Consider the following 19,067-nt stretch of genomic DNA (forward strand, 5'->3'; position numbering starts at 1 on the left):
ATGCCGGAGGGCGGTGATCAGACGAGCTCGGGGTCGGCTTCCGCATCGGCGAGCGGCGTCGTTCCGGAGTCCGTGACCTTCCTCGGCGCTGTCGTACGAGGTGCGTGCACCGCCTTGATACCGAACAGGGCGACGACCACAACCAGCAGGAACGCCACTCCCGCGATCACGAAGCTCAACGTGAACTGGCCTTCCTGCGGCAGGGCCGGCATCCCCTGCGGCAGCGGAATGGTCTTGGACGCCAGCAGCGAGGTGATCACCGCACTCGCGATGGCGCTTCCGACCGAGCGGGAGATGGAGTTGATGCCGTTGGCGATGCCGGTCTGGTGGGCCGGGACGCTGGCGACGATGAGCGCGGGCATGGAGGCGTAGCCGAAGCTGATCGCCAGACCGATGACCATGCCCGCGCCGATCACGGAGGCAGGGGTGTCGTGCGCGGCACTGAGCCAGGTGAAGCCGAGCACGCCGAAGCAGGCACCGGCGGCCAGCGTGCCGCGCGCGCCGAGCCGGCGGACCAGAACACCGCCGAGCTGGGCGCCCACGAGCGAGACGAGGGTGGTCGGCAGCAGGTACACGACGGAGGCTCGGAGCACGGAGGCACCGAAGCCGTAACCGGCGATGTCCTCGGGCATCTGGACCAGGTAGGAGACGCCGATGAACTGGGCGAACATCGCGAAGCCCAGCAGCAGCCCGGCCAGGTTGGTGAAGAGAACGGGACGGTGGGCGAACATCTTCATGTCCACCATCGGTTCCTTGACCCGGCGCTCGATGACGACCCACGCGACGGCCATCACGACCGCACCGGCGAAGGCGCCGAGCGTACGGCCGGACGTCCATCCCCATGCGTGCCCCTGCGAGATGGGCACCAGCAGCAGCACCAGCAGCACCGCCAGGTTCACCGCGCCCAGCCAGTCCGTTCGCCCTCCCGTTTTCGTGCGGGAGGCGGGGACCGCGAACACCACGCCCGCCAGCGCGACGACCGCGAGCACCACGGCGAGCCAGAAGACGCGGTGGTAGTCGGGGTCGAGGCCCCGGGTCAGCAGCCCCGCACCGACCAGCGCGAGCCCGCTGCCGAACGCGAGTGTTCCACTGACCAGGGCCATCGCGCCGTGCAGCTTCTCAGGCCTGATCTCCTCGCGCAGGATGGAGAGGGCGAGCGGGAAGATCGCGGTTGCCGCTCCCTGCATCACCCTGCCCACGATCAGCCACGTCAGCGACGTCGTGGTGGCGGCGAGCACCGAGCCCGCGATCATCACGAGCAGTACCCCCACCAGGGTCGGCTTCTTGCCGTGCTGGTCACCGAACCGTCCGAGCAGGGGCGTGAAGACGGCGGCCGACAGGAGCGTGGCCGTGGTCACCCAGCTCACGTTCGCCGTCGTGGTGTCGAGGTCGTTCTGGATGATCCCCAGGATCGGGACGACCAGGGTCTGCATCATCGAGACGACCATGGCGGCAAGCCCGAGCACCAGGACGACGGCGGTGTCGCCCGCGGGCCGTCGGGTGACCGTGTGCTGTTCGTGAGACACGGAGAGTGTTTCCTACCTTGAGAGCTGTCGGAACTACTTGAGAACGTCGATGCTTGAGGACGTTGATGCTTGATGAACTCAAGCAATAGCAAGACCGTAGCCATCAATATTTGAGATCGTCAAGTTTCCTGGCGTAGGGTGACGAGCGTGACTGGTACTCCCCGCAGCGACCCGGCCCAGCTCATGGAACTGCTCTCGGTCTCCCTGGCTGCCTACTACGGCGACTTCACGGTCGCCGCTGCGAGCGAGAACCTCACCGCCAGCCAGGGCAAGACGCTCAACGTGCTGCGCCGGGGGCCCGCCTCCATGAGCGCGCTGGCCACCACGCTCACCTGCGACGCCTCCAACATGACCGGGATCATCGACCGGCTGGAGAAGCGCGACCTGGTACGCCGCGAGCCGAGGCCCTCCGATCGCCGGGTCAAGGACGTCGTCCTGACCGCGGAGGGGCAGCGGGTCATCGACGTGATCCGCGGGAAGATGCACACCACCCAAGCGGGCCTGAACAGACTCGACGAGCAGGAGCGAGACACCCTGTACGCCCTGCTGGAGCGCGCCTTCACCTCCCAGGACACCGCCACCCGGCCCTGAGCTCGCCTGCGGGCGGGCCTGCCGGAGCGATCAGTTTTCCGGATCTCCTCGCTCGAAGCCCTCGGGGATCCGGACTGGACACCGTCGGTGCCGGTCGCCCACGGCCGGCGTACCGGAAAAGTCCTCGAAGAATTCGGGGTGGTGTCGGATCGGGGCGGCGGCGTTCGTAGTAAGGGTGAGCGGTCGCCCGTGAGGGGCGTCCCCGGCGCACAGGAGGCGATGCGCGATGCAGTACCTGTTTTCCGTGATCCATGACAGGGCCGACCTCGCCGACCCGGACGAGATGGCTGCGATCCACGTGTTCAACGAGCGGATCCAGGCCGAGGGTCACTGGGTCTTCGCCGGTGGCCTCGGAGCGCCCGACACGGCCACGGTGATCGACAACCGCGGTGGGGAGGCGGTGTTCACCGACGGGCCCTACCTGGAGTCGAAGGAGTACCTCGCCGGCTTCTGGGTCATCGAGGCTCCCGACCTCGACGTGGCGCTCAAACTCGCGACCGAGGGTTCGAAGGCCTGCAACCGGAAGGTCGAGGTGCGGCCGTTCCTGTGAGCGTGATCGACGTCCGGGAGGCGATCACCCGGGCCCACCACGAGGAGTGGGCGCGGGTGATCGCCGTCCTGGCCAGACGCTTCGGCGACCTCGACACCGCCGAGGAGGCGGCGGCCGACGCGTTCGCGACCGCCGTCGAGCGGTGGCCGGCCGACGGTGTACCGCCCAACCCCGGCGCCTGGCTGACGACGACCGCCAACCGCAAGGCCATCGACCGGATCCGGCGCGAGAACAAGCGCGAGGACAAGCAGAAGGAGGCTCAGATGTCGTACGACGACCCGCCCGAGCCTCTCGGGCCCATCGACGACGACCGGCTCCGGCTGATCTTCACCTGCTGCCACCCGGCGCTCGCGATGGAGACCCGCTTGGCGCTGACGCTGCGCATGGTCGGCGGACTGACCATGAGCGAGATCGCCCGTGCCTTCCTGGTGCAGGAGAGTGCCATGGGGCAGCGGATCACCCGTGCGAAGGCCAAGATCAAAAGGGCTCGCATCCCCTACCGGGTGCCGTCCGCCGAGGACCTGCCAGGACGCGTCTCCGGCGTACTCGCCGTCCTCTTCCTCGTCTTCAACGAGGGCTACCTGGCGACCGGCCCTGACACCGATCCCGTACGGCACGACCTGACCGCCGAGGCGATCCGGCTGACGCGCCTGATCCGTGCCCTCATGCCGCAGGACGGTGAGGTGGCCGGGCTGCTGGCGCTGATGCTGCTCACCGAGGCCCGCCGAACCGCCCGGATCTCGCCGAGCGGCGAACTGGTCGCCCTAGGCGAACAGGACCGCGGGGCCTGGGACGCGGCGCTGATCGCCGAGGGGCATCGACTCGTACGCGAGCGCCTGGCCGGCGGTGAGCGCCCCGGTCGCTACCAGATCCGCGCGGCGATCAACGCCGTGCACACCTCCGCCCGCGACGTGCGCGACACCGACTGGTCGCAGGTCCTCGCCCTCTACGACCAGCTCGTCCGCCTCGACCCCTCGCCGATCGTCGCCCTCAACCGGGCCGTCGCCGTCGCCGAGATCGACGGCCCGCAGGTGGCGCTGGCGCTTGTCGACCGCCTCGCCGACGAGTTGGCCGGCTATCACGCCTACCACGCGACCCGCGCCGACCTGCTGCGTCGGCTGGGCCGCAGTGGCGAAGCGCGCGCGGCCTACGACAGAGCCCTCGAGCTGGCAGGCAATACCGCCGAGACCGCCTGCCTCACCCGCCGCCGCGACCAACTGGGGTAGTCACGCGGATCCGCGGACCGGGAGATCGATCGAGAGTCGCACCATATGTCGCCCGAAAAAATGACGCGCACTCGCTCGGCAACGTGATTGACTCGCAAAAGATCACCCCTATTCGCCTACCCTTCTCTCGATTCGGTACAGACGCGACTATTCGACCAAATACACCAAAGCGGCCAAAGAGTTGATTTCTTCTATAACGCGAGCACTTTCACGAATAAAAGGCGGCACTGCGTTCGCTGCTTGGCGCCGAGGCCGGATGACCCTGTGGGTCACCGCAAGTGTGGCGACCCTCGGTTTCCTCGTCGCCCTGGAGGCTGCCGCGCGCCACTACGGTGTGCCGGGGCCGATCACCAGCCAGGCACGCGAGGTGATCCTCGCCCCCGATTCAGGACCTCTGCTGTATGCCGGCCTGGCGTTGATGATGGTGGTTCTCACCTGGCGGCAACGCTTCATCGCGATGGGTACCGCGATCGGCATCGACGTCGCCTTCTTCCTGGTGCGGTGGGCGGCCGACGCCGAAATGAACTTCGGCAACGGCGCGTTGCTGGTGGTTCTGGGCTACGCGGTCATCGCTCTCACGCGCCGCACCGGCCGGGAACGTGTCCTGCTCCTCAAGGGCGTCGGGTTGGGCCTGCTGCTGATGGCCGGCCACAAGACCGGCGACACCTGGCTCCACATCACCGCGGCGACCCACCCGACGGTGCTCGACCCGTTCGTGGCCACGGCCGATCACGCGCTGGGCAACCCCTCCTGGCTGGCCGGCCGGATCGTCGCGGCCACCGACCCCGTCGGCCCCCACGTCCTCTACTGGGTCTACGGCCAACTCCCTCTGGCAGCAGCCGTCTTCGCGCTCTATCAACTACGTCACGTGGCGGTCGAGCGGCGCTTCCCGGGCCACCATCTGGTGCGCACCTTTCTGGCCATAGGCCTGCTGGGACCGGGCATCTACATGATCTTCCCGGTGGTCGGGCCGGTCTTCGCCTACGGCGCCGACGGCGGGCACTGGGCGGCGGCGAACCTGTGGCCGAACATTCCGCCGCCGGTCACCACCCCGCACCCGGTGCCGTTCGACGAGATCACCCCCCGCAACTGCATGCCGAGCCTGCACACCGCGTGGGCCACCGCGATCTTCATCCATTCCCGCAAGGGCTCACGGTTCCTGAGATCCGTAGGGACCTTCTGGCTCGTCGCCACACTCAGCGCGACGCTGGGGTTCGGCTATCACTACGGCGTCGACCTTCTCGCCGGTGTGGTGTTCGCGCTCACGATCGAGGCGGCGATGCGCTCGTTCGACCGCGGGTGGAGCCGACCGGGATTGCTGCTGGTCGCCTACGGTACGACGGTCTTCGTCGGGCTGCTGGCGTCGTATCGCTGGATCCCGTTGGAAATGGCCACCCACCCTTGGGCGTTCGGCCCTCTTCTCGTCCTGGCGATGTCGTCGGTGATCTACGCCTATGTACGGACCACCAAGCTGTGGGATCCCGACGATGCCCCCGCGCAACAACCGGAACTGAAGCTCTCGGAACCTCAGACCGAACTGGCGTGAGGAACGGTGCCGCCCGCTCGCAGTCCTCGCCGGCCGGCCGCCGTGCACTGGCGGTGCCCAGTGGAGCCGAGCCGGCCGGCGGGGCGGCCATCGCACCTTGTGATGGTGTCCTGTCGCTTCGGCGGGCGTGACCGATCGGGGCACCTCACACGCCGTGGCGCCCTTCATAGCGCCACACAGCGTCGAGGTAGTGCTCCTCGGGAAAGGCGCCGGGCCGCGGCCGCCCAAGACCGCGTGACGCTTCCACGCACCGCTCGTCGTCGTGCAGGGCCAGCCCGTGCACTGCGGCGACCTGGACCTGACGCTCCGCGTCACCCAGCAGGGCGGCCATCGCATCGGCCAGGACGGGATCGCGGTCACGGCCCTGGGCGACCGTGAGACAGGCGTCCCGTCGTACCGCTGTGTCCTTGTCCGTCATCAGAACCAGCAGCGCCTCACGAACATCATCGGAGAAGGCAGCCGACTCCGACCACGTGCCGAACCCCCGCGCCACCGCACCCCGTACCCGAGGATCGGGATGGCCGGTGTAGAGCATGAGAGCCGCGTCGGCGCGCGGGTCGGCGTGCTCTCCGAGTGCGACCAGCACCTCGGTGAGCACGGCGAGATCCGCTTCCGCGGTCGCCCACTCGGCGAAGATGCTGAGGGCGGGGCCCGCGAACGCGTCCTCGTCGCTGCCGTCGAGGAGGTGGGTCAGCCGCAGCACCTCGGCACCGAACAGCCGGTGAGCGGGGTCCGGATGTGTGCGCAGGGCCGCCGCAGCCGCCCAGGTCTCATGGTCGCACCGGGAGCTCAGCAGGATGGTGACAGCTCCCCATGCGGCGTGGTCCTGGTCGCAGTGGCTCAACGCGCGTTCCGTCAGCTCCTCGAACGAGGAGCGGATCCCGAGCAGTTCCTCCAGGCGCGTGAGGATCGCCGCGTGCCCGTCGCGAACCGTCATCTCGCCGAGGGTGAGTTCGTCGACGCTGTAGTACTCGTCGTCCTCGACCCGGGTGCGGCCGACGGCATCCTGCGAGCCCGTGCGGCGCCGCAGTTCGGTGTCGACCCCCGTGTCGTGCCAGTGGCGCGCAAGATCCCGCATCCGCAACAGCTCGGACCTCGGGTACCGCCCCCGGATTCTTCGGTGCAGGAGCACCTCGACCAACGCGGGCGAGCCGGACTCGACCGCCTCGCGGAGCGGCATCAGCTCGTCCGGCCCGTGACTGCTGGGGTCGGCGCCGTGATCGAGCAGCAGTTGGGCGAGGCCCGCCGAGTACGTCCGCACCGCCAGGCAGAACGCGGTGTCGAGGGGGCCGGGGTCGCGTTCATGGAGGAGGAGGTCCTTCACCAGGGCCGTGTCTCCGGCCCGGACCGCGCGGATCAGGGAGGACTCGCCGTCCGCTGCGGCGCTCGCATCCGTACCCCTGCCCGGATCCATACCTGTACCCAAATGCCGGTCCCCCCGTCGTGTTCTCGCGGCCGAGTCTAGGTCCGTCTCGGCAGAGGCCGGCGGGAAGGGGAACACGGTCGGTCAGCCAGGGTCGTTGGTGATCGGTCGCACCCGTCGGGGCCGGGTCGCCGCCGCCATCACCCGTCCGCGCGTGAACGCGGCCGAGGGACACGGCAATAGCAGTCGGCGTCCACGCGCGCGCTCGACCCTGCCTGCCGTAGAGGCGGAGCGTGATCGGGGTGCACACGAGGGCGATGACGGCGCTCGCGGTGAGGGACCAGGCGACCGCGCCGCCGACGCCGCCGGCGTCGTTCATCAGGCCCCGGGCCGCGGTCGCCACATGGCTGAGTGGGTTGACGTCGACGAAGGCCTGGAGCCAGCCGGGCATGGAACGGGGCTGGACGAAGATGTTGCCGGCGAACGAGAGCGGGATCAGTACGGCGTTCGCGATGCTGATGACGACGGCCGGGTCGTGGACGGCCAGGGCGACCGCGGCCCACAGCAGGGACAGCGAGAGCCCGAAGACGACGACGAGCGCGACCGCAGCGAGCACACCGGACGCGCCGTCTTCGGGGCGGTAACCCATGATCAGGCCGAGGGTCAGCACGATGGCGGAGGCGAACAGGTAGCGAGCGCCGTCGCTGAGCAGGCCGCCCAGTACGAAGGGCGTCGTGCCCCCCCCGGCTCGAACGGCTCATCCAGCGCGGCCAGCACACGGGCGACTTCGACCCGTCGCTCCCGGCGGCCTGGCTCGCCGCCGCCGTCCTGGGGCTCCAGCACACCGCCGCGGCAGAGGTCGCGACCGGGCGCTTCACCACCCACGAGGCGGAGGCACTGTGCCTGCACAGCACACTGCGCCTCTGCGGCGGAGACGCACGCCGCTGATCACCTGTCGAGGTCCCGTCCTCCGCGCAGCCGACGCCCAGGACTGCCTCCGTCCGCACGACACGGGACGAGCACGGGTCAAGACCACGAGTGAAGACCACAGGTGAGTGGGAGAGTGGGCTGCATGTGCGGTCGCTATGCCTCCACCCGCAGCCCTCAGGACCTGGTCCAGCTGTTCCAGGTCACCGACTGGCGTCCCGAAGAGGCCCTCGCGCCGAGCTGGAACGTCGCCCCGACCGACCCCGTATGGGCCGTCCTTGAGCGCATCCCCCGCCAGAAGAACGAATCCGCAGCGGCGGAGCGGGAGTTGCGGCCGCTGCGGTGGGGCCTGGTGCCGTCCTGGGCCAAGGACCCGAAAGCCGGCGCACGGATGATCAACGCGCGGGTGGAGACGGTGCACGAGAAACCCGCCTACCGCCGGGCCTTCGCCAGACGCCGCTGTCTGCTCCCGGCCGACGGCTTCTACGAGTGGCAGCAGGTCAAGGACGAGGCCACCGGCAAGCCCCGCAAGCAGCCGTACTTCATCCACCCCCAGGACGAGCAGGTGATGGCGCTCGCCGGCCTGTACGAGTACTGGCGCAACCCCGAGGTGGAACAGGACGACGACCCCGCCGCCTGGCTGATCACCTGCACCATCCTCACCACCGAGGCCACCGATACGGCGGGCCGCGTCCATCCCCGCATGCCACTGGCCCTCACACCCGATCACTACGACCCCTGGCTCGACCCCCACCACCAGGACACGGACGACCTGCGCGCCCTGCTCACCCAGCCCGCCGAGGGCCATCTCGACGCCCGCCCCGTCTCACCGGCCGTCAACAACGTCCGCAACAACGGCCCCCACCTCCTGGACGAGATCCCCTTTTGACATCCTCCCGGGCCTAAAGGCCTGGGACTCCCGCCTGCTCCCACACACGCCGTGTGGGTCGCTTCGGGTCGGTTCCCGCTTCGCCGCGCTGTGCGGGCACGGGTACCCGTCTCACCTGCCACGGAGCCGCCCGTGGGCAGCCGGCTTCGGTCGTGCAGGGAAAACCGCTGCCCTTGCCGGACCGTCGCCGGTGATACTCCGGTGCATGGCGTTGACCCAGCAACTTGCACGAGTATCCCTGCAATACCTCGACCGGTGTTGTGGAGTTGCCGCGTCCGCGTCCGACGGCGATCCTGACTGGGATCCACCCGACGAGGACACCCTGGATCTTGACTGGGCGATCTGGCAACTCCTCGGTTTCTATCGGCGCATGCAACCCGATGCGTGGCAGATCGCCGTTCTTGAGCGGAGCATCAGAGGGGATGACAGCGACCCGATCGCCTTCCTCGACCATCCTGGGGTGTACGACGGCTTCGATGGTCCTCCGGCTCTGCTGACTCCTGCGGCGGTGACCGAGGTGGCTCATGCACTCGCAGCCATGGACATCGGTCATCTGCTGGAGAGACTCCCGGCATATCGGGAGGTCGGAGGATTCTCCGCGTTCTCCGGAGACCCGCGGGCGTATCTCACGGAACACTTCGCCCTGTTGCAGAGCTTCTATGAATTCGCCGGACAGCGGGGTATGGCAGTGGTCGTCTGGGTTGACTGACTGTCGTCGGTGAAGTGTCGTGCCAACAGATCACGAGTTGCACGGTCCCCTGCGGCGTCATCTGGATCGCCGGTCGGCGTCCGTCGTCCATCCACCGGACCCATTGGCCTGCGGCCCGGAGGTCGAGGGCAGTTGTCCAGTCGTCCAAGTCCGCAAGCAGCGGGCACACTTCGGCAGAGCAGCCACAGGGGAGAGGCTTTGGAAGGCCTCTGGCATGATCAACCGGGCCGTGTTGTTGTCGGGTTGGAGCCGCCGGTGGATGAGACCGAGTCAGGGTATGCCGCGCGCGTGTCCGCGTACGCGGCCGTGGGAGCACGGCTTTCTCTGCTGAGCGATCGTCGGCTCGAGGACGCGGTGGCCTCGGCGCCGAATCTCGGCTCCGGGATCGGCGGTAGGTCGGCGGAGATGGAGATCGAGGGGATACGGGTCTTCGTCAAGCGGGTACCGCTGACGGACATCGAGCTGCGGCCGGAGCACGTGCGGTCGACCCGCAACCTGTTCGATCTGCCTCTCTTCTACCAGTACGGAGCGGGCTCGGCGGGATTCGGTGCCTGGCGCGAGCTGGCCGCCCACGCGATGACCACGGGCTGGGTGCTGAGGAACGAGTACGCCGGTTTCCCGCTGCTGTACCACTGGCGGATCCTCCCGGACAGCGCCCCTGTCGGCTTCGCCGACGGGCTCGGTGGCGTTGAAGGTGCCGTCGCGCATTGGGAGGGCTCAGCGGCCGTGCGCCGTCGGCTGGAGACCATCGGAAAGTCCGCCTTCAGTCTCGTGCTCTTCCTGGAGCATGTGCCCCAGACGCTCGCCGCCTGGCTCGGCGACACGCGCGCCGCCGTCCGGCCTGAACAGGTTGGCGAGTCGCCCTACCTCTGGGTCGAGGATCAGCTGCTGCGGGGGACGGAGTTCATGAGCGCGCGCGGACTGGTCCACTTCGACGCACACTTCGCCAACCTGCTGACGGACGGGCGGCAGGTGTACTTCGCGGACTTCGGGCTCGCGTCGAGCCGCGACTTCGAACTGTCGGCGGAGGAGCGCGTGTTCCTCACCGAGCACCTCGTGTACGACCGTTCGTACGCACCCAACCACTTGCTGCGCCACCATCTCCCCGACGGCATGCGGGGTGGCTCCGACCACGGAAGCTTCCTGCGGGAATGGCTCGAGGGTCACCGACCCGTCGATGTACCGTCCGACATCGGCGCGATTCTGGACCGGCACGCCCCGCACGCCACGGTCCTGGACGACTTCCACCATCGGTTGTTGACGCGGAGCAAGTTCACTCCGTTCCCCGCGGCTGAGGTCGAGCGAGCCCTGGCCGGCGCCTCAGAGTCACGAGAGTGATTGCGCTCTCCCGCTGGCGAGCGGCGTGTGGCGCCGGAGCTGGTCCACCATGGGCCTGCCGGACCCAGCGCTTCGGGTGAGGCCGGCGAGCAATGAGCGGCGTCTGGGCCGACAGGCCCTGGAGTTGCGGCCGTTGGACGAGCCGTCGAGGATGCTCACGGGGCCTGGCGTCGTCAGGAATCGTCCCTGGTTCGTGCGGCCGCCCACAGAGCGATCCGGGTGCGTGAGCGCAGGCCCAGTTTGTCGCGGACCTTGTCCAGGTGGGTGGCGACAGTACGTTCCGAAAGACCTAACTTTGTACCGATCTGGCGGTTGGTCAGCCCCTCGGCGACGAGCTCGGCGACCGTGAACTCCCGTCCTGTGAGCGGGAACTGGTCCACGACGACCGCGGTGGCGTCAGACGCCGAGCGAGGGTGGCCGCTCCCTCTCCGCAGGGCGTATGCGACGAGCCGGTCTCCCCGTAGTCGCCGGCCACCGCTGACAGCAGCGTCCTGCGCAGCGGCCGACAGCGCTGCCCGTGCACGAGCCGCGGTCAGTTCCACCCGTCGGCGCCACGGGCCTTCCGGCTCGGTGTCCAGCCGACGGCGTGCCTGCGCGCTCGCCTCGTACAACCGCAGGGCTCGCCGCAAGTCACCGCTCTCGGCGGCCACGAGGGCCAGGCCCTCGACCGGGTACAGCGCGTGGAAGCTTGCTTCGGGGACGATCCGGAGCACCTCGCCGAACAGTTCCTCGGCGTTGTCCAGACGGCCCAGGGACAGCCGTACGGCGCCGGCGGTGTGCAGGGCGGCGGCGGCCCGGCTCCAGTGCGCCTGCGCCCTGAGCACCGGAAGACAGCCATCCATGAGCACGTCGGCCTCGGCCTCCTCGCCTGCCTGGAGCAGGGCCCAAGCCAGGTGTTGGGTGCACCACGCGGTGTCCTCCCGGCGGCCGAGCGCGGAGACGACACGCAGGCAATCACGCAGGTCCGCGACGGCGGCGGCGAAGTCACCACGGCACAGCAGCGCTGCCGCCCGCGCGTCCAGGGCGTTGGCGAGACCGGCGGGGTGGTCACGCGTGCGTTCCTGGCGTACCGCCTGCTCACCAAGGCGTAGCGCTGCGGCCAGGTCGGTCTGCTGGCAGGCGACACGGGTGGCGAGTGCCGCTGCCGCGCCCCCGAGGCCAGGCGTGGCAGGCCGCTGCAGAAGGTCGTCCAGTAGCGAGCGGGCGGCCGAAGGCTGTTCACGCTGGTAGTACACGCGGGCCAGTTCCAGGGTCAGCCGGTCGCTCGAGAGGGCATCGCTGCCGCCGGCGCCGGCCAGGGCCGCTGCGAGATTGTCCCGTTCTCCGGTGAGCGGCCCACGGGCCTGGTCGGCGAACACCTCGCCACCGGTATGTTCCGCGAGGCCGTTCAGCCAGTCGAGGGACCGCCGCCGTACGGCATCCAGCTCGCCCGACGCGATCAGACGCTCCATGGCGCAGGCGCGAACGACGTTCAACTGCCGGAAGCGCGCGGGGTGTGCGTCGCCCGGCAGCCGTGCGATCAGCGACTTGGCCTCAAGGCCGCACAAGACGCCGAGAATGTGGCGCGGGGCGACGCCGGCGCCGGCGCAGACCGCCTCGGCCGCGGCCGTGTCGAATCCTCCGACGAGCACCGCGAGGCGCCGGAAAACCGCCTGTTCCGTCGGATCGAGGAGCCGATGGCTCCAGTCGATCGCGGCGGTCAGTCCATGGTGACGACAGGGACCTGTCCGGCTTCCGTCGGCCAGAAGCGACAGCTGGAACAGCCGGTCGTCCAGCCCGGCGAGGATGTCGCCCAGGGGGAGTGTGCCGACGCGGCGCGCCGCGAGTTCGATGCCGAGCGTCAGACCGTCCAACCGGCGGCATATCTCCGCAACAGTCGCAGCGTTGCCACGCCGGAGGGTGAAGCCGGGCGCACGGTTGGCGGCGCGTTCGACGAACAAGCGAACGGCGTCCGAGCGCAGGAGGGCGACAGGGTCGTCACCGGCGCTGCTCGGTGGCAGCGACAGCTCGCCGACCCGGAACACGGTCTCGCCGGGGACCCGCAGCGCTTCCCGGCTGGTGGCCAGGATCCGCAACCGCGGGCAGTGGCTCAGCAGCGTCGCGGCCAGCTGAGCGCACGGCTGCGCCAGATGCTCGCAGTTGTCCAGGACGACAAGCCGGGAGGTGTTGCCGATCGCGCGGACGAGAGCGTCGGTGCCGGAACGCCCCGCTCGCTCGCCCACGCCCAGCGCGGCGGCCACGGACTGTGCGAGCGGAGCGTCGTCGTGCAGCGAGTCGAGTTCGATCAGGTCAACCCGCGCGTAGCGCTCGGGCAGCCCTTTGGCGAACTCCAGCGCCAGCCGCGTCTTGCCGACGCCTCCGGATCCGGTCAGCGTGAGCAAGCGCGATGTCCTCAGCAGGGCGCGCAGGGCGGCGAGTTCCTCTCGTCGCCCCACGAAGGAGTCGAGCGCTCGCGGCAGCCCGCGACCCGAATCCGAAAGGGAGGCATCCGGTGAGGTTGGTGGTTCCCCTCTGGAGCGTTGTGTCGAGCGTTGCCTGAACGCGCGTTGTCGGCACGCATTGGAGCAATACCGGGCTGGCCGACCGCCGCGTGATCCGGCGGTCAGCGCCGCTCCGCACAACTCGCATGTCCTGTGCCGGGTCATCCCCGATTCCTGGCCGCGGGCTTCCTGGGCGAAACCTTCCGGTCTCATCGGCTCGGCCGCCCGAGAGGGGGCGTCAGGGCGTTGCGGCGGGATTGACACCGAGGATGACGGTGCCGACTACTCCCTTGCCGAGGTCGCTGCCGACCTGGGTGATGTTCAGCAGGGTCGAGGACCCCCCGTTGCGATATATGCCGTCCCTCGCGTTGAGGGTGCGGGTCGCCGTGTTGTTCCGGTAGGGGGTCAACGCGGCGATCTTGGTGTTGTACGTCTCGGGGAAATAGAGCTGGCCCGTGTGGGAGACGTGGCCTCCGTGGTACGTCCCGTTGGACACCGTGCCGCCGGCATGGGTCTTGAGGTGGATGTGGATTGCGCGGCCGACGTACCAGCCGGGATAGACGGTAGTGAACTCCGCGACGCCGGCGGAGTCGGTCAGCTGCACGCCTCGCAGGAAGGTCGTGTCCGGTGTCGAGCCGCCCGCGACGTAGCCGGAGTAGACGCCGAGGGCGTCGCACTGCCAGATGTCGACCGCCGTGTTGGGCAAGGGGAAGCAGGTCGCGGTGTCGACGACGGTCACGCGGAGCGTGAGTGGGACGCCCGCCTTGCCCTCGGTGATGTTCTTGCGGACCGTCTCGAGGTCCAGATAGTAGGGGCCTTCGGTCTGCTCGGGCGTCAGGACACAGGCAGCGGCCAGTCCGGTGGCGGCCTGGGGCGTGTCGCCTGGGTCTGCGGCTGCCGCTGCGGCTCGCGAAGCCGGGATTCCGAGAGCGGCCACACCGAGGGCCGCTCCGCCCAGGGTGGCGAGGATGGATCTGCGGGTGGCGTCGGTCTGCTCCGCAGGTTCGTGGTGGGGGGTTTCAGTCATGCCGCCACGATGGCCCGTGCAGCGGCATAGCGGATCGGTCGGACAACCGATGACTCGGGTGCGTTACGGAACCCAACGCGTCGCCAGGTCCAGCCCGGTCCGGCCGCGGAGCCAGGCCCTATTGCTCTCGGCACGGACGACATCGTCGGCGCGGCGCTTCGACCTGGCGAGGGTTACGGGCACGGCGTTCGACTGGGCCCGCGTCCCAGCCGGCCGGCGCGTATCGGGGATACGGTCGGCCGGCGTTCGCTCTCGCCTCCAGTCGACGCCGTTGCTGTACCTCACACACGTCACTAGCTGGTCCAGGGCAGGCGAATGGCTTCGATGTCGAGGTCCCCGAGCAGCGCTTCGACAAGCGGGCGGTGACCGCAGACCTTGGTGCCCCACAGGTCGTAGTCGGTACAGACGACCCAGGAGCGGTCTGCAGCCCACAGGTTGGACGGGGTGTACAGGATGTCCGGGTTGTCAAAGAGGGCCTGGGCGTCGCCCAGGCGGCCGGTGCGGACGTGCCCCTTCTCGAAGTCCCGCGTGATGATCGGGTTGTAGTACACCAGGCAGGCGGTGTCCGTTCCCTGAGGGCTGTGCGCGGTGAGGAGCCGGATCAGCTGGTCCCATGTCGGCCTGTCGAGACTGCCCTCGGCGGGCCATTCGATGGAGCCGGGGGGAATGCCCGCCCCTTTCGCGGAGGGGAAGCAGCGGAGACAGGGGTACACGCCCTGCGGGACGACCGGATCGCCGATGCGGGCGGCCAGCTCTGTCCAGCGCAGCCGCTCCCAACCCGGGCCGGGGTGCTCGTCCCGGCTCTGGCTGTCGTTGACGGAGGCCCCCGCGGTCTCCCCGCGCTCATACATGCCGCCGAGCACCCAGGCCGCGTCGGGCAACCCGGGTGCCAGGTAGCCGGTGAGGCCGTCGTCCTGGGCGAGCGCCGCGAGCCAGTCGGTCTCGGAGGTGGGTGCAAGGGGCCACGGGGCGAGGATGTCATCGGGCATCGGGCCAGGCTACGGACCCAGGCCACACCCAGCGCCGCGACCCGGCGAACCTTTCGGTCACAGCACTGGTCGGTCCACAGGTGCGGCTTGACTGCGCCTGCTGCGTTGATGGAGAACTGTGCCTCGCCGAACATGGCGTCGCCGGAGAACCGCGCTCTGTCGAACCGAGCGTCGCCGGAGAACTGAGGGGTCCTTAAGTCCGTGTCCATTAGTGGCCTGGTCCGGGTGGGTGAGGAAGCCTTGGCGTCAGCGGTGGCTGCGGGTGACGTTCATGTCTGGGTCGCATGCATGATCTGCTGGTAGGCGGTGCCTTGGTCGTGAGGGCCGGACCGGGATCGGATATTCGGTTTTCTGCCCGCCCCGCGAGCACACAAGATGGTCCGCATGACTTTGGCCACCCCCACGCTGCACACCGCTCGCCTGCGACTTCGCGCCTTCACCGACGCCGACGCGGACCCCCTCTTCACGCTGCACAGCAGCACCTACGTGATGCGCTATTGGGACTCCCCGCCGTGGAACGAACGGGCCCGCGCCGAGCGCTTCATCGCGATGTGCCGGAAGATGGCGGACGAAGGCACCGGGGCGCGGGTGGCCATCGACCGTGCTTCTGATGGGGCCTTCGTCGGCTGGTGCGGTCTGACCGGATGGAACCCGGACTACCGCAGCGCGTCGTTGGGCTATGTCCTCGACGAGGCGATGTGGGGCCGCGGCTATGCGACGGAGGCCGCACACGCCTTGCTGCAGTGGGCATTCGACACACTGGACCTGAATCGAGTTCAGGCCGAGGCCGATACGCGCAACGTGGCATCTGCCCGGGTTCTGGAGAAGATCGGGTTCGTGCGTGAAGGGACGTTGCGGGAAGACTGCGTGGTGAACGGCGAGGTATCCGACTCGTGGGTGTTCGGGTTGATCAGGCGAGAGTGGCGGCCGTCCCAATCCCGCGAAGTGCGACGTTAAGTCCGTTTCCGCTAGAGACCACGTCCGGGTTGAGTGAGGAAGCCTTGACGGGTGAGGGCGGCGTTCAGCGCCTGCTCGAACGCAAGCGGCCCGCCCGAATTGCCAGTCGTCCTTGCGCGTAAGGCAGTTGACCGTGTGCAGGCTGAGTGCAGAGGGCTGGGGCTCGCGATGCGGGCGCGGGCACGTCATTGCGCCGAGCCTCGCGGAGGGCCTGGCGCGGCGCCCTCCATGTCAGCCGTGTTCCCTGCGACACTCCTGTGACGCGAGCGGTGCACATTTCGAATACAACTCCCGCCCATCCAGGTACTGTTAACCGAGTTCACAGCGAAATACTCGATTGTCACCGGTTAACAAGTGGGGGGTCAGGTGTCCCATCACCTGCGTACAACCAGCCGCACCCGGCGTGGCGCCACCGCCGCTGCCGTCGCCGTCGTCCTCGCCTTGGGGTCGGCCACCTTACTGCCGACCACGGCACACGCGGCCGACGCCGCCGAGATCCAGATACCCGCGCCCGACGCATACGGCGACGGGGCCGAGACCGTGCTGGCCACCGGCAGCCAGGGTGTGCTGCACCGCGAGGGCAGCGGCTACCTCTGGACCACGACGTACAACCGAACCACGAAGTCCGTGCCGGAACTCGACGGCGTACCGCAGGACGCGATCGTCCGGACCCACGACGAGTTCAACCGCGTCACCTACACCAAGCCGCGCGAGGACGGCGGCACGGACGTCGTGCGCGTCGGCATGGAGGACCCCGGGTTCACCAGCACGATCAGCGTGCCCGCCGGGTACCTCAACCCGCGGGTCGCCAACGGCTGGGTGCTGGCCACCGTGGACCAGGGCGACGGCACTCACCAACTGCGCGTGGCCCGCGGTGGAGCCCCGGCGTCCGACCCGGTGGTGCAGCTCCCCGCCGGCGCCACCACCGGCGCCGAGCCCGTGCTGCTCGGCGCCTACTCGAACCAGCTCGTGATCGGCTACACGACCGCCGACGGCACGCAGGGCTACGGCGTCCTCACCGCGTACAACGGCAAGGTCGCCCCGCTCCCGGTGACCGGTGAGGCGAGCAGCTTCCGAATCACACAGAACACCGTCAGCTGGTTCAGCCGGAGCGGAGAGCCGGGCGTGCGGATCATGCCGCGCGGCGGTACTGCCGCCCCGCGGATCGTGCCACTCACCACTCAGACCCCCGACAGTGAGGTCACGTCCTTCGTGGTGGGCGACAACGTGCTCTGGCACGAGGGCGCCGACGGCCCCCTGCGCCTCACCCCCTTCGCAGGCGCGGAGACGGAAAGAACCCTGCTCCGCGACGTCGAACAGGCATACCTGCGCGCCGAGGGCTCGGGCTCGCTGGTCGTCCTCGGCAAGGACACCGACGGCAAGCGCGCCGTACACCTGTTCAGCGTGGACGGTCTGGGGCTCGTCGCCGACCTGCCCCTGCGGGAGGTGCCACGGGTCAAGACCGCGGACGGCGAGATCCGGGCGCTGAGCCTCGACCGGGGGCGGTTGCGGTACGCCAACTCCCTCACCGGCACGAAGACGTTGCACGGCTCGGACATCGGTATCGGGCTCGATCCGGAGAAGGGCGCGGAGCTCGCCGACTTCCCCGGCCTGGAGGCGGGCCGCTTCTCCGACGGCACCGACGAAGGGCTGGCACGGCTGGTCACCGACCCTGACACCGGAACCGACACACTGCTGACCGGCGACGACCCGGACCACCCGGCGGACAGCCTCCCGCTGCCGGGTACGGACGGCCGGATCCTCGACACGGCACCGGAGTTCGTGCTGTACGAGGCCGCCGGACGGCAATACGTCGTGGACACCGCCCGCGACCGCATCGTCCGCCGGCAGCCGGCGCAGGCCGCCGCACTCGAACAGAAGTGGCTGCTCAAGGCGGCGCGGAACACCCCCGGCACGGTGAAGGTCCTCAACGCGCGCACCGGCGTCCTGACCGAGACCATCGAGCTCGGCACCGCCTGCGTCCCGGACGAACTCCAGCGCAGCGGCACCCTGCTGTACTGGAGCTGCGCCTCCCAGGACGCGGCGGGCGTACGCGACCTGGCGACCGGACGCACGTACCCCGCACCGGTGTCCGGCGCCCTTCTCGGCGACCGCTTCCTGGCCCACCGCGACGCGTCCGGCGATCTGCGCCTCACGGCACTGCACGCGGACGGCGGAACGGCCGACCTGGGTACCGTCACCGGCCTGAAGCAGCCCGTGAACGGCGACGGGCGCGGCACCACCTGGACCCTCGACGCCGGCGCCGGCAAGCTCGCCTGGGTCGGCGCCGACGACACCGTCCACGTCACCGCTCCGCAGCACGAGGTCTCCCCGCTGCGCGTCGCCCGCACCGCCGCACCTCGCACGCTCGCGCAGGACGGCACCGGTGAGTGGGCCGCTGCCTGGTGGCTCTCCAAGCCCGCGGCATCCTGGCGGGTCACCCTCATCCACCGGGCGACCGGCGAGGTGGTACGCACCTGGACGGGAGGCAAGACGCTCAGCGCGCTCCGGGTCTCCTGGGACGGCACGTCCGATTCGGGAACCCCGGTGCCGACCGGCGCGTACACCTGGCAGCTCACCTCGACCCCGGCGGACGGGACAGGCGCGGAGGCCATGGCCTCGGGCGTCGTGCGGGTCACCGACTGACGGCGGCAGCCGTGTGAAAGCCGGCCCCTTCTCCGGTCCGACTCGGGGGAGGGGCCGGTGACCCCGCCCCCTGCAACAGGTACGAAAACACGTCCTGGTGGGGAGAGCTATCGAGCGAACTGCACGCGTTGGCGACGCCGAAGCGCCGCACGGGGCTGGGCACCGGCCTCCGGCAGGTCCTGCCCCGAAGAACGGCACGGCCTCCTGGGCAGCCCGATCACGTTGGTCGGGTCGCGGAAGGCCATGTGGGTGCCGCCCTCGATGTCGCGTGGCGCAGCGAGACGGAACTGCGGCTCGCCCTGG

15 protein-coding genes and 1 pseudogene are annotated in these 19,067 nt (G+C 69.4%); 9 read left to right on the plus strand and 7 right to left on the minus strand.

The window, feature by feature from the left end; all coding sequences use genetic code 11:
• Positions 1-17: 17 nt before the first annotated feature.
• Complete coding sequence (locus tag OG788_RS44105; protein ID WP_406376504.1) at positions 18-1,526, minus strand: MFS transporter; 1,509 nt, start codon at positions 1,524-1,526, stop codon at positions 18-20.
• Between the two features lie 183 nt (positions 1,527-1,709).
• On the opposite strand from OG788_RS44105, the gene OG788_RS44110 reads away from it, so the two are divergent.
• The 4 genes from OG788_RS44110 to OG788_RS44125 all read left to right on the plus strand — a co-directional run bounded on the left by OG788_RS44110 (position 1,710) and on the right by OG788_RS44125 (position 5,439).
• The gene (locus OG788_RS44110) at positions 1,710-2,117 is read left to right on the plus strand and encodes a MarR family transcriptional regulator (RefSeq protein ID WP_351542382.1); all 408 of its coding nucleotides are present in this window, start codon (positions 1,710-1,712) and stop codon (positions 2,115-2,117) included.
• A gap of 226 nt (positions 2,118-2,343) precedes the next feature.
• Positions 2,344-2,667, plus strand: a complete 324-nt coding sequence (locus tag OG788_RS44115; RefSeq protein ID WP_351542346.1) for a YciI family protein — start codon at positions 2,344-2,346, stop codon at positions 2,665-2,667.
• On the plus strand, positions 2,664-3,893 hold the full coding sequence (locus OG788_RS44120; RefSeq protein ID WP_406376505.1) for an RNA polymerase sigma factor: 1,230 nt from the start codon (positions 2,664-2,666) through the stop codon (positions 3,891-3,893). Before OG788_RS44115 ends, OG788_RS44120 begins: the two co-directional genes overlap by 4 nt.
• 256 nt (positions 3,894-4,149) lie before the next feature.
• On the plus strand, positions 4,150-5,439 hold the full coding sequence (locus OG788_RS44125; RefSeq protein WP_406376506.1) for a phosphatase PAP2 family protein: 1,290 nt from the start codon (positions 4,150-4,152) through the stop codon (positions 5,437-5,439).
• A gap of 145 nt (positions 5,440-5,584) precedes the next feature.
• Here OG788_RS44125 and OG788_RS44130 read toward each other — a convergent pair whose 3' ends face one another.
• Together OG788_RS44130 and OG788_RS44135 are read right to left on the minus strand one after the other, a co-directional pair.
• A complete protein-coding gene (locus OG788_RS44130; protein WP_406376507.1) occupies positions 5,585-6,853 on the minus strand; it encodes a HEAT repeat domain-containing protein in 1,269 nt (422 codons plus the stop codon).
• Positions 6,741-7,526: pseudogene (locus OG788_RS44135) on the minus strand (ABC transporter permease); the annotation flags it as partial. The pseudogene OG788_RS44135 and the gene OG788_RS44130, both read right to left, overlap by 113 nt.
• Before the next feature lie 348 nt (positions 7,527-7,874).
• Here OG788_RS44135 and OG788_RS44140 point away from each other — a divergent pair.
• Together OG788_RS44140 and OG788_RS44145 are read left to right on the plus strand one after the other, a co-directional pair.
• The gene (locus OG788_RS44140) at positions 7,875-8,618 is read left to right on the plus strand and encodes an SOS response-associated peptidase (protein ID WP_406376508.1); all 744 of its coding nucleotides are present in this window, start codon (positions 7,875-7,877) and stop codon (positions 8,616-8,618) included.
• A 205-nt stretch (positions 8,619-8,823) separates the two neighbouring features.
• Positions 8,824-9,327, plus strand: coding sequence for a DUF1877 family protein (locus tag OG788_RS44145; protein WP_406376509.1), 504 nt, complete (start codon positions 8,824-8,826; stop codon positions 9,325-9,327).
• Here the strand turns inward: OG788_RS44145 and OG788_RS44150 are convergent.
• Positions 9,245-9,643 (minus strand): DUF5959 family protein, encoded by a 399-nt coding sequence (locus OG788_RS44150; protein ID WP_406376510.1) that lies wholly within the window; start codon positions 9,641-9,643, stop codon positions 9,245-9,247. The two genes, OG788_RS44145 and OG788_RS44150, sit on opposite strands and share 83 nt — an antisense overlap.
• Here OG788_RS44150 and OG788_RS44155 point away from each other — a divergent pair.
• Positions 9,583-10,665, plus strand: a complete 1,083-nt coding sequence (locus OG788_RS44155; RefSeq protein ID WP_406376511.1) for a protein kinase family protein — start codon at positions 9,583-9,585, stop codon at positions 10,663-10,665. The genes OG788_RS44150 and OG788_RS44155 overlap by 61 nt on opposite strands.
• A 173-nt stretch (positions 10,666-10,838) precedes the next feature.
• On the opposite strand, the gene OG788_RS44160 is transcribed toward OG788_RS44155, so the two are convergent.
• The 3 genes from OG788_RS44160 to OG788_RS44170 all read right to left on the minus strand — a co-directional run bounded on the left by OG788_RS44160 (position 10,839) and on the right by OG788_RS44170 (position 15,161).
• Positions 10,839-13,100 (minus strand): ATP-binding protein, encoded by a 2,262-nt coding sequence (locus OG788_RS44160; RefSeq protein ID WP_406376512.1) that lies wholly within the window; start codon positions 13,098-13,100, stop codon positions 10,839-10,841.
• 283 nt (positions 13,101-13,383) lie between these two features.
• Positions 13,384-14,172 (minus strand): intradiol ring-cleavage dioxygenase, encoded by a 789-nt coding sequence (locus tag OG788_RS44165; protein WP_406376513.1) that lies wholly within the window; start codon positions 14,170-14,172, stop codon positions 13,384-13,386.
• 293 nt (positions 14,173-14,465) lie between these two features.
• Entirely contained in the window at positions 14,466-15,161 is a 696-nt protein-coding gene (locus OG788_RS44170; RefSeq protein WP_406376514.1) for a hypothetical protein, read from the minus strand.
• A 384-nt stretch (positions 15,162-15,545) separates the two neighbouring features.
• On the opposite strand from OG788_RS44170, the gene OG788_RS44175 reads away from it, so the two are divergent.
• Positions 15,546-16,118: a GNAT family N-acetyltransferase gene (locus tag OG788_RS44175; RefSeq protein WP_406376515.1), complete on the plus strand. Its 573-nt coding sequence runs from the start codon at positions 15,546-15,548 to the stop codon at positions 16,116-16,118.
• Between the two features lie 366 nt (positions 16,119-16,484).
• Entirely contained in the window at positions 16,485-18,764 is a 2,280-nt protein-coding gene (locus tag OG788_RS44180; RefSeq protein ID WP_406376517.1) for a FlgD immunoglobulin-like domain containing protein, read from the plus strand.
• The last annotated feature ends 303 nt before the right edge of the window (positions 18,765-19,067 follow it).

The organism is Streptomyces sp. NBC_00647, from assembly GCF_045207245.1.
Lineage (GTDB): Bacteria > Actinomycetota > Actinomycetes > Streptomycetales > Streptomycetaceae > Streptomyces.